This is a genomic window from Methanosarcina sp. UBA289 (assembly GCA_002496565.1).
Taxonomy (GTDB): domain Archaea; phylum Halobacteriota; class Methanosarcinia; order Methanosarcinales; family Methanosarcinaceae; genus Methanosarcina.
Genome location: DAKJ01000018.1, coordinates 557,314 through 573,814 on the forward strand (window position 1 = coordinate 557,314; position 16,501 = coordinate 573,814).

The following is a 16,501-nucleotide window of genomic DNA, read 5'->3' on the forward strand; positions in this document are numbered from 1 at the left end:
TTCAAGCTGTCCTGAATTTGCTTCATTTTACAGATACGCGTTAATGAAGTATATTACGGGATCAGTTTTTAAGCTGTCCTGAATTTGCTCCATTTTACAGATACGCGCAATGAAGTATATTGCGGGATCAGATTTCAAGCTGTCCTGAATTTACTCCACAGATTACTCCCTCATGAACCAATTTATATTATGTAAATACTATTATAAAAAACTAGTTATTTCATTAAATTTATTTAACCAGTTTATATATTTAATGGGCTCATTCCAAAACTTGGTCGCCTACAGTTACCTGGTTGATTTTATTTTTCAGAATTGTCAGATCAAGGAGTTCTTCTATTAACCTGCACAATGTCAATACAAAAGGTAAATCTAATGCGTTGGCAATTAGTTTGAGAAACTTAACGAAATCAGCGCCGCTCAGAGAACGAATAAATTACATAATGCGATGCAAATTTAGCGTTAATTTCTATCGTTTTTAGTTCTTTTATGACAAAGTAAGGTGAAAAAAGATCCCTTATTTCGGATTCCGAAGAGAAATACAATGTTGTTCCCAATTGGGTTTTCCGGAATTTACCCATGCCGCCAAACTGTGGGTCCTTCTCAGAAAAACAGACAGAAAGATACTGTGCTCCTGGTTTCAGGAGATTATACACATTTTTTACATATTTTACCCGGTCTTCCGGAAATATATGGTGCAAAAATTCCCAGTCATATCCAAAGTCAAAAGTCTCTTTTACTTCATGCAAGTCCCCGAGGAGATCAGCGACAATAAACCTACACTTGACTCCCCTTTTTTGTGCGTTTTCAGTAGCGATCTTTATTGCAGTCGGGGAACTATCGACACCTGTTACCTCAAATCCCTGGCCTGCGAGGTATACTGCATAGTTGCCGGCACCACAACCGAGATCAATGGTTTTGCAAGGCCGGACCTTCCCACTCTGTACCAGCTCGACAAGCGCTTCTGGAGGTGTCTCGCTATTCCAGGGAATTTTATCAAGCGGTGTCTCCTTGTAAATCTTGTCGACGTCGACATATTTCATACATGTTACCTCCGTGAAATGATTTGCTTCTCATCTCTTTACCAGACATTGCCTGTACATCGTTTCAAGCTCGGCAAGGTCGCTTATCGGTGTTGGGATCACCCGTGAGTCATTTTCCATAATCGCTTTTGAAAGGTTCCGGAAGATCTCTGCTTCTCGTGAATCAGGGGCATACTCCACAAGGGGTCTTCCTTCTAGTTCACAAGCCTGAATCAAAGGACTTCTGGGGACAAACTGGACAAACGAGGTTCCCAGTTTTTTTGCAAATGCAGGAATAAACGCATGCTCAAATGCCTCGTCGCCGTTGCTGTTGCAAATAATTCCGGCAAGCCCTACGTCTCCTCGCTTTGCAAGGCGTTGTACGGCCCGTGCAATGTTGTTTGCAGCGTATATACTCATGAACCCCCCAGAACAGATAAGATAGATTTCTTCTGCAAATCCTTCGCGAATCGGCATTGAAAATCCACCGCATACGACATCACCGAGTACGTCATAGATTGCCACGTCAATATTGTAAGTCGAAAACGCCCTGAGGTCTTTTAAGATCTGCAGTGCGGTCAGCACGCCTCGACCAGCACACCCTATACCTGGTTCCGGTCCTCCAGCTTCGACAAGGTAAACCCCGCCGGGTGACTTAAACACTATGTTATCCAGATTGATCGCGTACTCGTCTTTTCCTACCCTCAGCTGTTCCCGGTGCTCTTCCAGTACTGCGGGAATGAACTTTCCCTCTGCAAGGATCCTCGTCGAATCTCTCTTGGGATCACAACCAACCTGCATGACAGTATGCCCCATCTCGTTTAATGCGGCGGACAGGTTCGAGGAGATAGTGCTCTTCCCGATTCCACCTTTGCCGTAGATCGCGATCTGTCTCATAGTTCCTTCACCACTTTGCTCCATATCTCTTTTCTTTCGAACGCCATCCCATCGTCCACTCGTTCTGGACGCACTCTAATAGGTTAAGGATGCCGTTATACCCAAAGTATTCCCGGTTGATCATCCTGAACTGGCGAATCATCCTGACTACTTCCACAACATAGGCAACGGAAAGTCCCTCGCTGGCGTGCCTTTCGATTGTACTGCCGAACACGACCTGAGGCCTGACCTCCTGGAGACTCTTTCGTGTTTTATACACGTCTGTTCCGTACACAACCTTAGGATTAAGCCCGAGAGTCTGGAGTTCTCGCTCCAGCAATTCCCGCACTGGCCGTTGCGAAGTGTATAGAGCAACTAATTCCGGAGTCATCTCCATCTCCTCGGTGACAAAACGAACAAGCGGTATCCCTACTGTAGCATCGGCAACAATTGCTGCTGGGGTTCGGTATAGGAATCTTGCCATCGGCCATTTGCGCCTGCAAGTTGCCATCACCATGCGTTCGCCTTCAGCAACCATTTCCTCTGCCGTTATCAGTGAATTAAATCTCTCTCCCAAAGCGGTCAGCCAGCGTTTCGTGTTTGTCATTCCTATAGGCAGGGGTATTCCTTTGCAGACCTGCTCGATGCCATATGTTGCAGAAAGGTAATCCGCTGCTTTTTGTCCGGCATCATGACTCAACAGGAGGGATGCCTCAGCAGATGCAATATTCTTGATTTCAGCAATAGGGGTTCGGTGTGTGAGCGTGGCTATAACCTTAACACCCATCCGGGAGAGAACCTGCTTCACCCACGCAAGGTCTGCTGGCCATGTGGGATTGGCATTTGCATGAGGAGCAATAAGGCAGACTGAATTCGGGATTTTCTCAACGTCCTCTTTTACCAGCTTTTTGAGGATTGTATCAAGTGCGATATCGATGCCGTCATACTGCGACCCTCTAAATCCGGCACATTCAATAGGAATGAGTCGAAAATTCACTTCAGGCTGCAAGGTTTCGCACACTCCCACGATATCATCTCCCACTATCTCAGGTCCACATGCACTGAGTACAAACAGGGCCGAGATCGGAAGATCTTTTACCTCCCGGATTGTGCGGGCAAGTATATCCTCTCCGCCATGTACGATCTCATCCACACAGAGCTTCGTACATAAGGTCATCGTCTCCATGTAGTCGCACTCCTGTGAGGCGAAGGCATTGTTGACAAGGTACTCACATCCTTGCGGAGAATGGGCTAACAAGGCAGAATTAGATATTCCCAATGCTGTAAGGGCAGCGCCATTGAAAGCACAGCGGAGGTAGGGGTCAGTACAATTCTCCGAAGATGAGGCTAACGGCGCAGCTGGTTCCTTAATTGGTTCTTGTTCCATAGAGCATCCCCCTAAATAAGCGTGAACGTGGAAGGTCTTTGTTCTCAAGGGCTTGCCTGACGAGAGCTGCAATGTTCTTTATCCCTCTGAAGCCGTACTGGGGCTGGAATGCCGGATTCATGAGCGTTAAGTTTACTACCGGACAGGGAGGGAACCGACCGGAGTTCCCGAAAAAGATTGGATTGTCATACCCCTTCACGATCTCCTCGAGTTCGTCCTCGGTCTCTTTTGACGACCTAAAACTCCCCAGACGGAAGAGCCCTTTTGTCAGAATAATCTCCGGATTAACCCCACTTTCCAGGAGAAACTTGATGCTTGGCATACGTTCCTTGATAGTGTATGGGTGGACGTTGATTACGACAGGATGGACGCCAAACTCTGCTGCCATCCGTGCAAGTGAAAGTGCTCGTATCGGCCCTGGAAACTCTGAGATTTCGATAATGGCTGTTTTCCCGGAAAGAGCCTTTCTCAGGTATTCAATTTCCGGTTTCACTTCCTTTAACTCTCTTTCAATTACCTTAATGGCTTCAGCTTCCATTCCAAGAGGTGTTGCAACTCCAAGCAGCCATTCCTTTGTGGCTTCAGGCCCATAGGGTTGCCCGGTTTTGCTATAAGGGATGCCGAACCTTTCCTGCATCAGGTCGCCCAATTTTTGTCCCCAATCAAAACACCATGAGGCGTTCAGTTCAACCTCTCTAGCATGCCTGATTTGTTCGACTGTGCATCCTCCAGCGATGATGGCGTTAATCTTTATTCCGACTTCACCAAGGAGTCTTTCTATTTCATCCATGTCCCAGTTGAACTCTGTGGGGGTAGGGCCCCAACGGGCTCCAAGGATGTTAATTGTTCCTTTCATTTTTGTTTTAGGAGGCTCCATCAAATCCATGATGAGCTTGAAAGCATCCTCATAGCCACTTCGGAAATCACCGCCAAATCCTTCGCTGCGGAGGGCCAATACCCGGCAGCCCACTAGCTTCTCTGCCTCGCGGGCAATGCTTTCAACGTCATCGCCGATAATCCCGGAGCAGCAACAAGAGAGGATGACAATGAGATCTGGGTGATACTTGGCGTATGCTTCCTTTACTGCTTCCAGGAGTTTCCCCTCGCCACCATAAATGATGTTGCTCTCATTAAGAGCAGTGCAGGCTGTTGGTTCGAGCGGAACTCCACGGATCTCACAGCACTCCCGTGTCCTGACAAAATCCGACATGTACAGCGGACATCCGGTAGGACCATGGACAAGAGGTACAACATGCCGAATACCGCTGATGACGTAGTATGAAGTAAAAAATTTACACATGGGAGCATGCGAAGCCTGCAGCTTGGGGATCATCTCGCCCGTTTCTACTTTTTTCAATAATTGCTGCAGGTCACCGTGAAAAACTATAGAATTGTTTCCCGGATTCACACATTCTCCAATGTTGTATGGAGATAAATATATTTCCAAGTTTTATCGTGGAGAATAATGAGGAGTTCAAAGACTTGTAGAAACAGCAAGCTAGGAGCCTGTCAAGCCAGCCAAGTCACTAGAGCCAGGTAGTTAATAGGGCGCCCAGGACTATAAAAATATTTTTAATAATTTTAACCAAATATTATTTTTAAACTCTGTTGTTTATGCTTGTTCAGATAGGATTTATCAATCTTCATTGTATCTTCCTTGCCTGGACTGGTCTCTAAGCATTTCACGGTTTCACAAATTGATTTTTAATTCATTTTAAGCTCTTTCAAAACTCTGGTCGCGTCCTGAAGTCATTATTTATAGAGATCTATAAATTTTATTACTTTTAGAGAAATGATTGAGATCGCATTCGAAATGAAGTTTTCACAATGTTATCTCCAGCGCCGGATGCAATAAGCCTTTGTCCCTGCACTGTAGAAATTCAAGCGTTGCCACGTCCCTTAAAAAAGAGGACTTGAAGGGAGAAGAAGTAGAGTACAAATAGTGACAGCGCCCATCCCAACCAGGCTTAGAGATCGATTTTACGAAATAAATAGAGAAGTGAGAGAATAAGATAAAGAAATCTGTTTTATTGAAGGAATAAAGTGAGGAAGTGGATAGGAAAGTAAGATAAAGACACCTACATCTCAGCAATCATCAGCTATACCCATTGTTCCTATCACAACCGCCCCGCCAGTCACAGCCGTGTCCATCATGTCCATCGTGTCCATCAGATCCAGTTCCATCTTGCCCACTAGATATAGCTCTATCTTGTCCACCAGATCCTGTTCCATCGTGTCCATCAGCGGCGCTTGCTGATGCAGCTGTCAGAGATGCTACAAAAAAGACAACCAGCAAGATGACCAGCGTCTTTTTTATGATAGATGCTTGTTCCCCCATATTTGTCTATACCCCTAACATTTGTTAAAATTGATACAATTCAAAGCTATCGCTTTATAATCATTTTTCACAGGCAGATGTCTTGAGCAAATACTACTTAATTTATTAATTAATCGTCCAGGTTTATTTTTTGAAGAGTATGTTGATCATTCTTTCTTTATTTTATGTTTCATGTACTTTTTTTTATTTTATGCTTGATGTATTATGTGCCTATGAAAGCGATTTCAAATTGTATCACTACGAGATTATCATTGAGAAAATATAATATCAATAGAAATATAAATACGAAACCAATAAATATTAAAAATCTGAAATAATTGTATCAGATTGCCATAGATATGTCTTCAGTAATGATATTTATCACAATTTATTCTCATTTATTGTATAACATTACAAGAATATTACTCACTTACTAAGAATTGAAATAAGATCAAAGTTAATATCGACTTACATAATATAAAAATAAGTGAATCGAGAAATATATTGAGCCTGTCTCAAAAGCCACCTTATTCTTAATCGTTGGGAATATTCAAAGTTGTCTTCATGATCTTGAGCTTGATTGATTATTCGAAATACAAGGTCTAAGAAGCAAATTTCAAGTTTTGGGATGAGCTCATTATAAATATATATTTTCTAAGAGCGTAGACTCTTTTTCATTAAGCATGTCCTTTTCCTCAATTCCGTAAGACTTACAAAATTGGACTGAAAAGCAAGTAGCTTGAGACTTCAGGTGATTAGATCATGATATATGACATATTTCTCATTATATGACATATTTCTCATTTTCTACGTTGCCCTTCAGGTTCATAAGCCCTACCAAGGATCCAAATCGTTAATATCTCAATTACTGCAGAACTAATCTTTCAATCGCTAATAATAGTAGTCCCAAGCATTCCAGCAGTAACCGAGGAAAAAAATGCCGACCCCGGAATTTTAACAGGGATGGAGATTAGAAAAGAACCATCTAAAAGGTAATTGGAATCTCGAAATTTGAGGAAAATCTTAATTATATAAATTAAGAATCATTACATAACCACTAAAAATGTATTAAAATAAGGAAAAATAAGGAAAAAACAACGTATAAAGGGTTCAGCTCTTAGCTTCTTCCTGCTGAAACTCTCCTATCTTTTACTTTTAAGAATTTTCAGAATCTCTCTGGGGGTGAGAAGATTACTTCTTTGATATCTGAAAATGCAGGACCTGAGGAACTTGAGTCGATAGCGGTCGCGGTGCACTCCCTTGTCGGGCTTCCAACCACTATCCGCAGCCTCAATCGAAAGGGACTTCGCCTTGAGAATGGTAAAATCCTTGACAGAGATTATACAGGCCCTATACTTGAAGAGGTGCTCAGGATCGGCAAAACCATACGCGGAGTGCCCAAAGAAGGTACGTATCTGGGTAGGAACGTGGCTGTTTCTCCAATCTTCTCAGAGGATGGAAAGGTTATTGCGGCAATAGGAATCGTGGATTTACTTTCAATCCTTGAGATGCAGGAAATAATCAGGACAGTTGTAAATAACAGTCATGCAGTAGTATTTCTCTGGAAAAATGAAGAAAAATGGCCTTCAGAGTTTGTTTCTGAGAACGTGGTCCAGTTTGGATATACAGTTGAGGATTTTATTTCAGGCAGGGTCCTCTATGGAGATGTTATCCATCCCGATGACCTGAAGAGGGTTAAGGATTCACTTAAAGAGCGTATCCGGAGAGGTGAAGTCGACTTCAATATAGAGTATAGAATCTTTACAAAAGCCGGAGACCTCCATTGGGTAAATGAGAGGACATTTATCCAGCGGAGTCCTGACGGAGAAGTGACTCACCTGCAAGGGCTTGTGCTGGATGTAACTGAGAGGAAGAAGAGCGAAGAAGCCCTCAGAAAGTCTTTAGAAACTCAGAAGATGTTGAGAACCATAATAAACAATAGCCAAGCAGTAGCTTTTCTATGGGAGAACAAAGAAAACCTGCCAACAGTGTACGTTTCCGAAAATGTAACTCAGTTCGGGTATAAGGTAGAAGACTTTACCTCAGGGAAAATTCCTTACGAAAGCACTATTCACAGAGATGATATAGGTTCAGTTATTAAAACCCTCAAACGCAACATCGAAGAGAAACAGGATTCCTTCGACGTAGAATACAGGATTTTTACCGGGGACGGAAAAATGCTCTGGGTAGATGAGAAAACCTTTATCCAGAGAAATGAAGATGGAAAAGCAACCCATTTCCAGGGCCTTGTAGTTGATATTACAGAAAGAAAAGAAGCCCAGAAAATGCTTGAAATCCAGCGAGAACTCGGGACGAAACTGAGCACTACCTGGAATTTCCAGACAATGCTCAACTTGGTTCTTGATGCCTGCCTGCAAATAAACGGACTCGATGCAGGAGCTATATATCTTAAGGATGAACTCCTGGATCAGATAAACCTGGTAGCATCTAGGGGAATTTCCCCCGAGTTTAGAGAAAATATTTCCAGATATAAGGCAGATTCTCTGGAGGCAAAGCAAATCCAGATTGGAAAGCCCATATATTCACTGGAGTTCTACTCCGATGAAATGGCTGACGCAATAAAGAGAGAAAGAATAAAGGCTGTTGCTATAATCCCTCTGAAATACAGAGGGGAAATTGTAGGCAGCCTGAACTACACCTCCCATACCTTGGATAGAATTCCCTTGAATATTCGAAACTTCCTAGAGAGTACTGCTCTCCAGGTGGTAAACTATATCGCTCCAGTCTGCATTCAAGCGGAACTCTCATAAGGAACTACTATAAGCCTCAAAACCCTCCAAACCCTCATAAAGATCCTATGAAGAAGGTAGTTTGATGCCGAAAAAATTGCTGTCAGGACGAGCAAACCACAACATCCCAATGGACATTCTGGATTACTTAGGGCAAAGCAACGAAATAGCTGCTGTAGAAATCGAGAGACTGCTGGATTCACAACAGAAAATGAAATGAAAAGCTGAGGATAGAACTGAAAAAAGCCTGGGAAAAGAAGTTAAAGATTAAAGAGTAGAATTAAAAGGTCATCTAGAAAAGGTGAGTTAGGTGGTTCACAAGGTTTGTTCTATGTCAATGAAGTTCATGACTGGGTCAGTTTTGAAGCTGCCCGGCATTTTCCTCCATTTCACAGTTACTCCCTTATGAACCAATAATTAGTATGTAAATAATATTATAAAATACTAACGATAGAAGTGTAATATATTTAACAAGTTTTTATATTAATCAATTGAGCACCTTTGTTTACCTAAAAAAGGGTCTTATTATTCTGGCATTTTAACAAGTTAGCCTTAGGAGGCAACTTTACTATTTGCCTCCCTTAAAGATCAGGTACTCAAAAACCCTTTTAATCGAATAAAGAGTTTAAGAGTTTTATACGACAATTAAAAGCATCGTTTTGTTTCCTTTATCTTGATCCTGTCCAGATATTCTTCCAGATTTCTTTTACTTTCGGTCTTTTTCCATACATGAGCAGATAAGTCCTGAAAAGCCGACTGGAAAGCAAGATCACAACATAAACTGAAATCAACAGAATGAAGATGCTGGCAAGAATCTGGTAAAGAGGAACAGATGTAGTTCCCATCCTGGCAAGCATGGCTACAGGCGAACTGATGGGAAAGAGAGAAAGAAAGACTGAAAATAAGCTGTCCGGGTTTGTAACAATCATCTGCATGAATATGAGGGGAAATGCGGCTACAAACGTGAAAAATCCTGCAATTTGCTGGCTCTCCTGAAGGGAACTGGTGACAGCCCCGATTCCTGCCATTACGCTGGCAAAAAAGAGGAAACCAAATATGAAATAAATGATAGCAAGGAAGAGAGTGACAGGTTCGATTTTTACAGTAAGGGCATACCCGCTCCCGAGCGTTATTGCCGCAAGCCAGATTACAACCTGCAGAAGGCCGACTGCGCCAAGACCAAAGATCTTGCCTGTAAGGATTTCGGAAGGAGTTACGGAAGACAGCAGGATCTCTATTATCCTGTTCTCTTTTTCCTCGGCAACACCGCGAAGCAGAAAGCCAGATGATGAAAAAATGCTGAAGAAGAGGAGAAAAGCTGTAAGAAAAGGAAGGCCAAAGCTGGCAAAGATATCAGCAATACCCTGCTCGGAAGACTCTCCACTCTCTCCTACATTATAAAACCTTATGTTAACCGGATCTCGGATCCTGTTGAGCGTTAGCTCATCCACTTTGTCTTTAAGGAGGGAAGTAATAACGATATTAGAGAGTTCGGCGGACAGTTCAAAATTTTGCATAGACGCTTCTTTTTCAAGGCTATACAGTTCTATTGTTCCGGTTTTAAGAAAGTCTTCATGAATAACGAGGTAGGAAGAAATCTGTCCTGCCTGTAAGGCCTGCCTTGCATCGGAAATATCCTTGTATATTACAAATTCTACAACTGAGGTTTTTGCCTCTGAGGGCTCTAGAGAAAAGCCTTTGCTCTGGATTGATTCTGGAAATCCAAGAGAGCCAGTCATATCAATATAACCTACTTTCTGGTCTTCTGCCTGGTTCATACCTGAAAGCACTGCCGGAAGAATAGTGATTCCTGCAAATAGGAGGGGGAAGAGGAAGGTCATAAAAATAAATTCTTTACGCTTTATTGTTTTCAGGAACTCGTGCCTTGCAACAATAAAGGTTTTCCCGGGAAAATTATTCATTTGAGGCACTCTCCAGAGTTTGAATAAAGATTTCATTCAGGGAGGGAAGTGTTTTTTCAAAACGTATAAGGTTTGCTTTCTGGACAAGCTCTTCAAGAAGGATCTGGGCGCTTATTCCTTCTTCAGGGAAAATCTCAACCAATTTTCCATGTTCTATTACTTTCTTTATTCCAGAAATTTCCCTAATTGCTTTCAAATCTCCTTTTTCTGCAAATTCTACAATCAGAGAGTTATTTCCACGTTCCTTCCTGATATCGTCTACAGGGCCGTAAAGTACCCTCCTGCCTTTATTAAGCATAAGAATCCTGTCACAAAGTGACTGGGCCTGCTCCATCATATGTGTAGAAAGGATTATTGTTTTTCCTGCTGCCCTGAGTCCCAGGATTCTGGTCATAACCGTCTTCGTATTTACAGGGTCAAGCCCGGAAAAGGGTTCATCAAGGATTAAAAGCTTAGGTTCATGGATAATTGCGGAAAGGAACTGGACCTTCTGTTGCATTCCTTTGGAAAGCTCTTCAACTTTTTTATTTCTATATTGGTCTAATTCAAGGGATTTGAGAAGGGATTCGGCATTTAAATGAGCCTGTTTTTTTGGTATGCCTTTAAGCTGTGCAAGATAGACCAGCATATCAAGAAGTCTTGTTTTCTTATACAGTCCCCGTTCTTCGGGAAGGTATCCTATCCTGTTTTTTGCAGCAGGGCTCAGGAAATCCCCAAAGATGCGTATTTCCCCGGAGTCCGGTCTTATAATGTCAAGAAGAAGTCTTATAAGTGTTGTCTTTCCTGCTCCGTTTGGCCCGAGAAGCCCAAATATCTCGCCCTGCCTGACTGAAAACGATATATCCTCGAGAACACTCTTTTCTGAGAAAGACTTTGATACGTTTTCAAATTCTATAGTATGCATTAAAATTAAATACATTCCAATACAGATAACTTCTTCGATATATTATAGAAACTTCAAATTAATTAAAAACTGATTAGGCGTTTAAAAGTAATTTTTCAGCATTAAAAGAGTTAGTGGGAGTTCAACAGGATAAGTAAGGAAAATCCAGGGGATAGTATGATACCGAAAGTAGTTATTCACAACAGTATAAGTCTCGACGGCTCTACTACTGGCTTCGAAGCAAATATTGAAGTTCACTATAAAATCCTGAGCAGTTATCAGCCCGATGCCATGATAGTAGGCTCAAACACTGCAAAAACTGGAACTCAGTTCTTCTGCGAAAAAATTCCACCTGAAGAGGAATCGGACTTCAAAAAACCTGAAATCCAACCCGACGATCCCAGGGCATACTGGCTAATTGCTGACTCAAGAGGAATCCTTGAAGGGTTAATGCATGTTTTCAGGCGTTCCGAGTTCAGCAAAGATGTAATTGTTCTTGTTTCGGAAAAGACTCCTGAAGCTTATATAAATTACCTTAAAGAAAGAAATTATGATTTCATTCAGACCGGAGCAGATCGTGTAAACATCAGACAGGCACTGGAGATTGCAAACGAAAAGTACGGTTTTGAACTTGTAGTTTCGGATAGCGGTGGGATACTGAATAGCATTTTACTCGAACAGGATCTCGTCGAGGAAATCAGCCTGATTCTTACCCCTGAGATTGTAGGGAAAAATGGGACAAACCTTTTCAGGAATCTTGAGAAAAGCGGGATTCAGCTTGGACTTTTAAAAAATGAAATTGTGGAAAAGAAATATGTACGTCTGGTTTACAGGGTTTTGAAGAAGTGAAAGAGCTGGAAACTGTAGTTCTGAATACAGACAAATAATCAATCCTTGTGCCCTTGAGCTCCTTCTGCGTCATGTTCTCCTACGTCTTTTACATATGCATACAGGTGGTGCGAATATAGGACAAAACCAAGCATCGCTTGTATGTATTCTCTTGCCGCATCCACATCATTGTCATCGTAATTCTTCTTAGCTATTGCGTTTCTGAATCTTTTTTGCAGTTCTTCTTCAACTGTATGCAACAATAAGTCAATTACTTCTTTTGCATCTCCTTCTTCAATAGCTTTTTCCGCTTTTGGAACTACTGGACCCCAATCAAGCCCTGCGGGCTTCAGTCCCGTATAAGGCGCCCTTTCCCCTGCTCTATGCAGACGCACAACAGTTTCAAAGAACCAATAATCTGCAAGCTCCGCAGCTTCCTTGCCAAGTTTTCTTACATTCAGAGTTTTCTCAAAAGCATTCTTAATATCGTCCTCGGCTTCTTTCGGTGCCCAGGGAAGTATAAGATTGATATTCCCTGTTTCCAAAGCCATTTTTGCTGCCTTAACAACAGGCCCATCCATTGTATCACAATGTGGTGGCAAACCCTTTCCTCCTGGAAATTTTTATTTATCCTTACTCAGCATAATATTTATGCAAGAGCCTCGTAGAACTACTTTATTCATTTAGCAGAGGCCATCTTTGTCTCTTCAGCATGGATCTGTATTTCTCCACTCTCGTTATCTGCTTCTATATAGTGGCCTTCTGCAGGAGCTGTAGCAGCTTCGTAGACTCTTTCCACATAGTGAATGAACGGGACATAGGTCTCAACATATTCTCTGCCGGCACTGACGTTATCTGCGCTGAAATTCTTCTTTTCCATTACTTTACTGAATTCTTCGCGAGTTCCATTCTCCGTTGCATCGGTTAAGAGCTTTACAAGCTTATCAGGCGAACCGGTTTCAAGAGCTTCATCGGCGGCAGGAATTGCAGGTCCCATATCAAGCCCTGCAGGTTTCAAGCCGGTATAAGGCGCTCCTTCTCCTGCTCTATGCACACGTACCAGAGTTTCGAAGAAATACATGTCTGCAAGCTTCTTAGCTTCCGGACTCAGTTTCCTGACAGCGATGGTGTTGTTAAAGGCTTCTTTAATCTGGGCTTCGTCCTTCTCTGGAACCCAGATTAAGACCAAGTTTACATTTCCCGTTTCCAACGCTTCCTGGGCCGCCTTGACAACCGGGCCGTCCATAGTATCACAATGTGCGCTTACAGGCGTCGTAACTGCAATTCCCAAGATAACCAAAAATGCTGTAAATAGCATAGTATATGCTCTTATAGCATTACCCCCTCTTGACAAACTTACTATAGTTTTTATGTGAGAATCCAAACTAAAATTCCAAATTATACAGTCTGGAATTAATAGTTTTATATAACCAATTGAATAAATAATTTTTGACTCTTACTTATTTCGGAAGACTCCTGAAACATCTTACAAAGAAGAGCTTTATCATAGAAGAAATACTGTATACCTTACTGTACCTGTGTAGCTTTTGCTGTTATAAAAAGTACATTCTACGTGCTTTGCAATATCATCAAGATAGAAAATTGGATTTCATAGTTACTGCCCCAGGATTTTGCATAAGATGAAAATCTATTTTTGCATAACATGAGGGTATTTTTGATAATGTTTGTGGGTTTTCACACTATATAATTTATGCTTTCCCTTAGAAACTACTTTAAGGAATCAAGATTTAAATTTCAATATGCAAAAGACTAAGCTTCTGAAGGAAATTGGCCTAAGTGCTTATGAATCGGCTATCTATCTTTCTCTTCTGAAATTAGGCGTTTCCGAAGCAAGTACTATCTATAAGGATGCAGAGGTACCCTATGGGAAAGTCTACAGCGCCCTTGATTCCTTGGTAGAAAAGGGTTTTGTTGAAGTCCAGCGTTCAAGACCCAAAAAGTTCAGGGGAGTCAAGCCAGACATTGCTTTAGATAGAGTTATTAAAAAAAAGGAATCTGAAGTCGAAAAAGAACTGGAGGCTTTGAAGCTTAAGACTGATGAATTAAAAAAGATACTAATGACTACCTCATCTCTTAAAACAAAAGATGAGATATTCTGGGCAACTGCGGTCACTGAAACCGATATTAAAAAAGTTGTAATTTCTCTCTTCAGCGAAGCAAGAGAGTCGTCATGTGTAGTTCCTCACTCTCTAGGAATGCCAGTATTGACTGTAATATTTGATGAATTTGTAAGATCCCTTGAACGAGGGGTCAAAGTCAAAATGTTGGTTTCCCCACAGTTTAATAACTTTGTTTCTTTTCTTTCCAGAAAAGATGAAAAAACTTTAGAAGTATTGAAAAAAAACTTGGAAATCAGAGCCGTCAGAAGTACCAATTCGCATTTTGGGATCATTGACAATAATCTGGTGATATTACTTCAACCTCATCCCCTAGATAAAGACCGGCTCATTTCAGTTGTGAAAATCTGGGATGCTGATCTTGCCAAAAGCCTACGGAAAGAGTTCGATATAATGTGGAAAGTAGGGAAGATATTTGAGCTGGAAGAAAAGGCTACGGAATGAATAATTAATTTGGATTTCACATATGTCTCTTTCAGACTATACAATAACCTGTTGAACTCCTCATGCTTAAATGTCTCCATTTCTCAAAACCCTACAATTTCAAAGGGCTTCAGTTAACCCCCTCAACCCTCTGAGTTAGACGAGCATTAGCTATTGGAAAAAAGTCGTTATCCTCTTTCTCTATATGCCGGTAAAAAGTTGGACACACTCTTGAACTCTTAACTATCGTTGATAGTGCCTCAGAATCTCATATTCTGGAAACGGCCTCATCTATCTTCTTTACGTACTTCCCTGTTCATTTACCTACAATCTACAGCAATGAATGCCATGAATTGCCCGAAAACCTGAATACCTCTTTTTGAAGAACGACCATATCCCCAGATTCCAAAATTTAATACTAATACACTAGATGCGAGTTACAAACCGAGTATAATGGCTATATACCAAGTTTCAGAATGGAATCTGGGATATAAAGGATAGCCAAAAAAATAATTTTCAAAGTCACTTACATGACCGGCATAATGCTGAAAAACACAAAAATTGTTGTCAAAAGGAGTAAATGAAATGAAAGTTGTTGAAATGAAATCCGCACCTGAAAAGCCGAACCCTAACAATGTAAGCGTCCGGGTGCTCTATGATACGGAACATGCTCAGGCAGCACATATAGAACTCAAGCCAGGGGAGTCCTTAAGAAAACACATCACTCCCACAGACGTCTTTTTCTATATTCTTGAGGGAAAAGGTGTTGTTGAGATTGGTGACGAACAACAGGAAGTCAGCAAGGACATGTTAATAGATAGTCCTGCAAATATCCCCCACCGCCTCCTGAACCCCGGAGATGATATCTTCCGGGTGCTGGTCGTAAAAGCACCAAGGCAAACTGCATCTACACGGCTGCTGTAAAGTGTATAGCAAGTGGGAGAACAGTTATAAAAAAGCTCAAAAATATGGGTTATTTACTCTGAGAAGATACAGATCGCAAACAAAGAAACTAAAAACAGGACAGATAAGACACAAATGGGGTAAACATGTCTACAGAAGAAAACAAAGCAATAGTTCGCCAATTCTTTGAAGAAGGCCCTTCTAAAGGAAATCTAAGCATCGCTGACATATTGTTATCACCTGATTTCTCTATACATGGTCCTCTTCCTGCATCTCCTGGAATCGAAGGAATGAAAGAAATAATTACCACATGCAGGGCAGCCTTTGAGCACCTTAATGTTACAATTGAGGATATGATTGCCGAGGGTAATAAAGTGGCTGTTCGTTTCACAGCTCGCGGCGTACATAAAGGTGATTTTATGGATTTGTCGGCTACAGGCAAGCCAATAACCATGACTGGTATAGAGATCTTCCGCATTAAGGGCGGTAAGATTACTGAGATATGGGGCGAGGCTAACCTTTTTGGGCTGATGCAACAGCTAGGGATTATTCCTGCACCTAGGAACTAAGATAAAAAATAGATACACGTTCGTAGCAGGTTTTAAAGTAGATTTTAGGGTATAAGGATAGGCAGATGATGATGTTGAGAATTTGTAGAGCTTCAGGATAGCAGCAATGCCTCAAAGATATCAGAAATTTGCATTAAGGTTATCCAAAACCCCTTTTATTTAATTAAAAAGGAATCATTTTAAGCGTTTACATGTATAAGAATTTCTGGGGCAGAAATTAAAGATTTAATGTTATTGATTTTTGATTCCAACAGTGTAAGTTCTATATTATTGAATGGTGATTTAGAATCCTTCTTTCTGAAAACTGCTTTTCTGTCTTCCTTACAGAAGTCTTCCCCTATAAACATCCACATATTTTTTATAATTAATAACAACTTCCAAGAAGAATCCAAATATGGCCCTTATCTTTGATATTTAGTCACAACCATAAATGCCATAATTACCTGACACTAGACATTTCTTTTTGGAATCACTATCCTGTCCTTC

Annotated in this window: 15 protein-coding genes; 6 read left to right on the forward strand and 9 right to left on the reverse strand. The window is 41.4% G+C overall.

Translation table 11 applies throughout. The features are described 5' to 3' along the window. Positions 1–407: 407 nt before the first annotated feature. The 5 genes from BP549_RS10400 to BP549_RS10420 form a co-directional block, all read right to left on the reverse strand. Positions 408–1,040, reverse strand: a complete 633-nt coding sequence (locus tag BP549_RS10400) for a class I SAM-dependent methyltransferase (protein ID WP_292376467.1) — start codon at positions 1,038–1,040, stop codon at positions 408–410. Between the two features lie 30 nt (positions 1,041–1,070). Then, positions 1,071–1,916: an AAA family ATPase gene (locus tag BP549_RS10405; RefSeq protein ID WP_292376470.1), complete on the reverse strand. Its 846-nt coding sequence runs from the start codon at positions 1,914–1,916 to the stop codon at positions 1,071–1,073. 7 nt (positions 1,917–1,923) lie between these two features. Next, positions 1,924–3,282: a nitrogenase component 1 gene (locus tag BP549_RS10410; RefSeq protein WP_292380396.1), complete on the reverse strand. Its 1,359-nt coding sequence runs from the start codon at positions 3,280–3,282 to the stop codon at positions 1,924–1,926. Further along, positions 3,263–4,690 (reverse strand): nitrogenase component 1, encoded by a 1,428-nt coding sequence (locus tag BP549_RS10415; RefSeq protein WP_292380397.1) that lies wholly within the window; start codon positions 4,688–4,690, stop codon positions 3,263–3,265. The genes BP549_RS10410 and BP549_RS10415 overlap by 20 nt, the downstream gene beginning before the upstream one ends. A gap of 687 nt (positions 4,691–5,377) precedes the next feature. Further along, complete coding sequence (locus BP549_RS10420; protein ID WP_292376476.1) at positions 5,378–5,620, reverse strand: hypothetical protein; 243 nt, start codon at positions 5,618–5,620, stop codon at positions 5,378–5,380. Between the two features lie 1,178 nt (positions 5,621–6,798). Between BP549_RS10420 and BP549_RS10425 the strand changes: the two genes are divergently transcribed. Then, entirely contained in the window at positions 6,799–8,370 is a 1,572-nt protein-coding gene (locus tag BP549_RS10425; protein WP_292380399.1) for a PAS domain-containing protein, read from the forward strand. 64 nt (positions 8,371–8,434) lie between these two features. Continuing rightward, positions 8,435–8,569: a hypothetical protein gene (locus BP549_RS10430; protein ID WP_292376480.1), complete on the forward strand. Its 135-nt coding sequence runs from the start codon at positions 8,435–8,437 to the stop codon at positions 8,567–8,569. Positions 8,570–9,017: 448 nt separating this feature from the next. On the opposite strand, the gene BP549_RS10435 is transcribed toward BP549_RS10430, so the two are convergent. Together BP549_RS10435 and BP549_RS10440 are read right to left on the reverse strand one after the other, a co-directional pair. Then, positions 9,018–10,271 (reverse strand): ABC transporter permease, encoded by a 1,254-nt coding sequence (locus tag BP549_RS10435; protein ID WP_292380400.1) that lies wholly within the window; start codon positions 10,269–10,271, stop codon positions 9,018–9,020. Then, on the reverse strand, positions 10,264–11,175 hold the full coding sequence (locus BP549_RS10440) for an ABC transporter ATP-binding protein (protein ID WP_292380403.1): 912 nt from the start codon (positions 11,173–11,175) through the stop codon (positions 10,264–10,266). The genes BP549_RS10435 and BP549_RS10440 overlap by 8 nt, the downstream gene beginning before the upstream one ends. Before the next feature lie 156 nt (positions 11,176–11,331). On the opposite strand from BP549_RS10440, the gene BP549_RS10445 reads away from it, so the two are divergent. Then, on the forward strand, positions 11,332–12,003 hold the full coding sequence (locus BP549_RS10445) for a RibD family protein (protein ID WP_292380407.1): 672 nt from the start codon (positions 11,332–11,334) through the stop codon (positions 12,001–12,003). 38 nt (positions 12,004–12,041) lie between these two features. Here the strand turns inward: BP549_RS10445 and BP549_RS10450 are convergent, their stop codons facing one another. Together BP549_RS10450 and BP549_RS10455 are read right to left on the reverse strand one after the other, a co-directional pair. Next, positions 12,042–12,584, reverse strand: coding sequence for a DUF6448 family protein (locus BP549_RS10450; RefSeq protein ID WP_292376488.1), 543 nt, complete (start codon positions 12,582–12,584; stop codon positions 12,042–12,044). A gap of 77 nt (positions 12,585–12,661) precedes the next feature. Further along, positions 12,662–13,300, reverse strand: coding sequence for a DUF6448 family protein (locus BP549_RS10455; protein WP_292380408.1), 639 nt, complete (start codon positions 13,298–13,300; stop codon positions 12,662–12,664). A gap of 442 nt (positions 13,301–13,742) precedes the next feature. On the opposite strand from BP549_RS10455, the gene BP549_RS10460 reads away from it, so the two are divergent. From BP549_RS10460 to BP549_RS10470, 3 genes are all read left to right on the forward strand, one after another. Continuing rightward, positions 13,743–14,564 carry a TrmB family transcriptional regulator gene (locus tag BP549_RS10460; RefSeq protein ID WP_292376492.1) on the forward strand — a complete coding sequence of 274 codons (822 nt, stop codon included), beginning with the start codon at positions 13,743–13,745 and terminating at the stop codon, positions 14,562–14,564. Positions 14,565–15,128: 564 nt separating this feature from the next. Then, positions 15,129–15,467 carry a cupin domain-containing protein gene (locus BP549_RS10465; protein WP_292376494.1) on the forward strand — a complete coding sequence of 113 codons (339 nt, stop codon included), beginning with the start codon at positions 15,129–15,131 and terminating at the stop codon, positions 15,465–15,467. 125 nt (positions 15,468–15,592) lie between these two features. Further along, on the forward strand, positions 15,593–16,015 hold the full coding sequence (locus BP549_RS10470) for an ester cyclase (protein WP_292380411.1): 423 nt from the start codon (positions 15,593–15,595) through the stop codon (positions 16,013–16,015). Positions 16,016–16,501 lie beyond the last annotated feature (486 nt).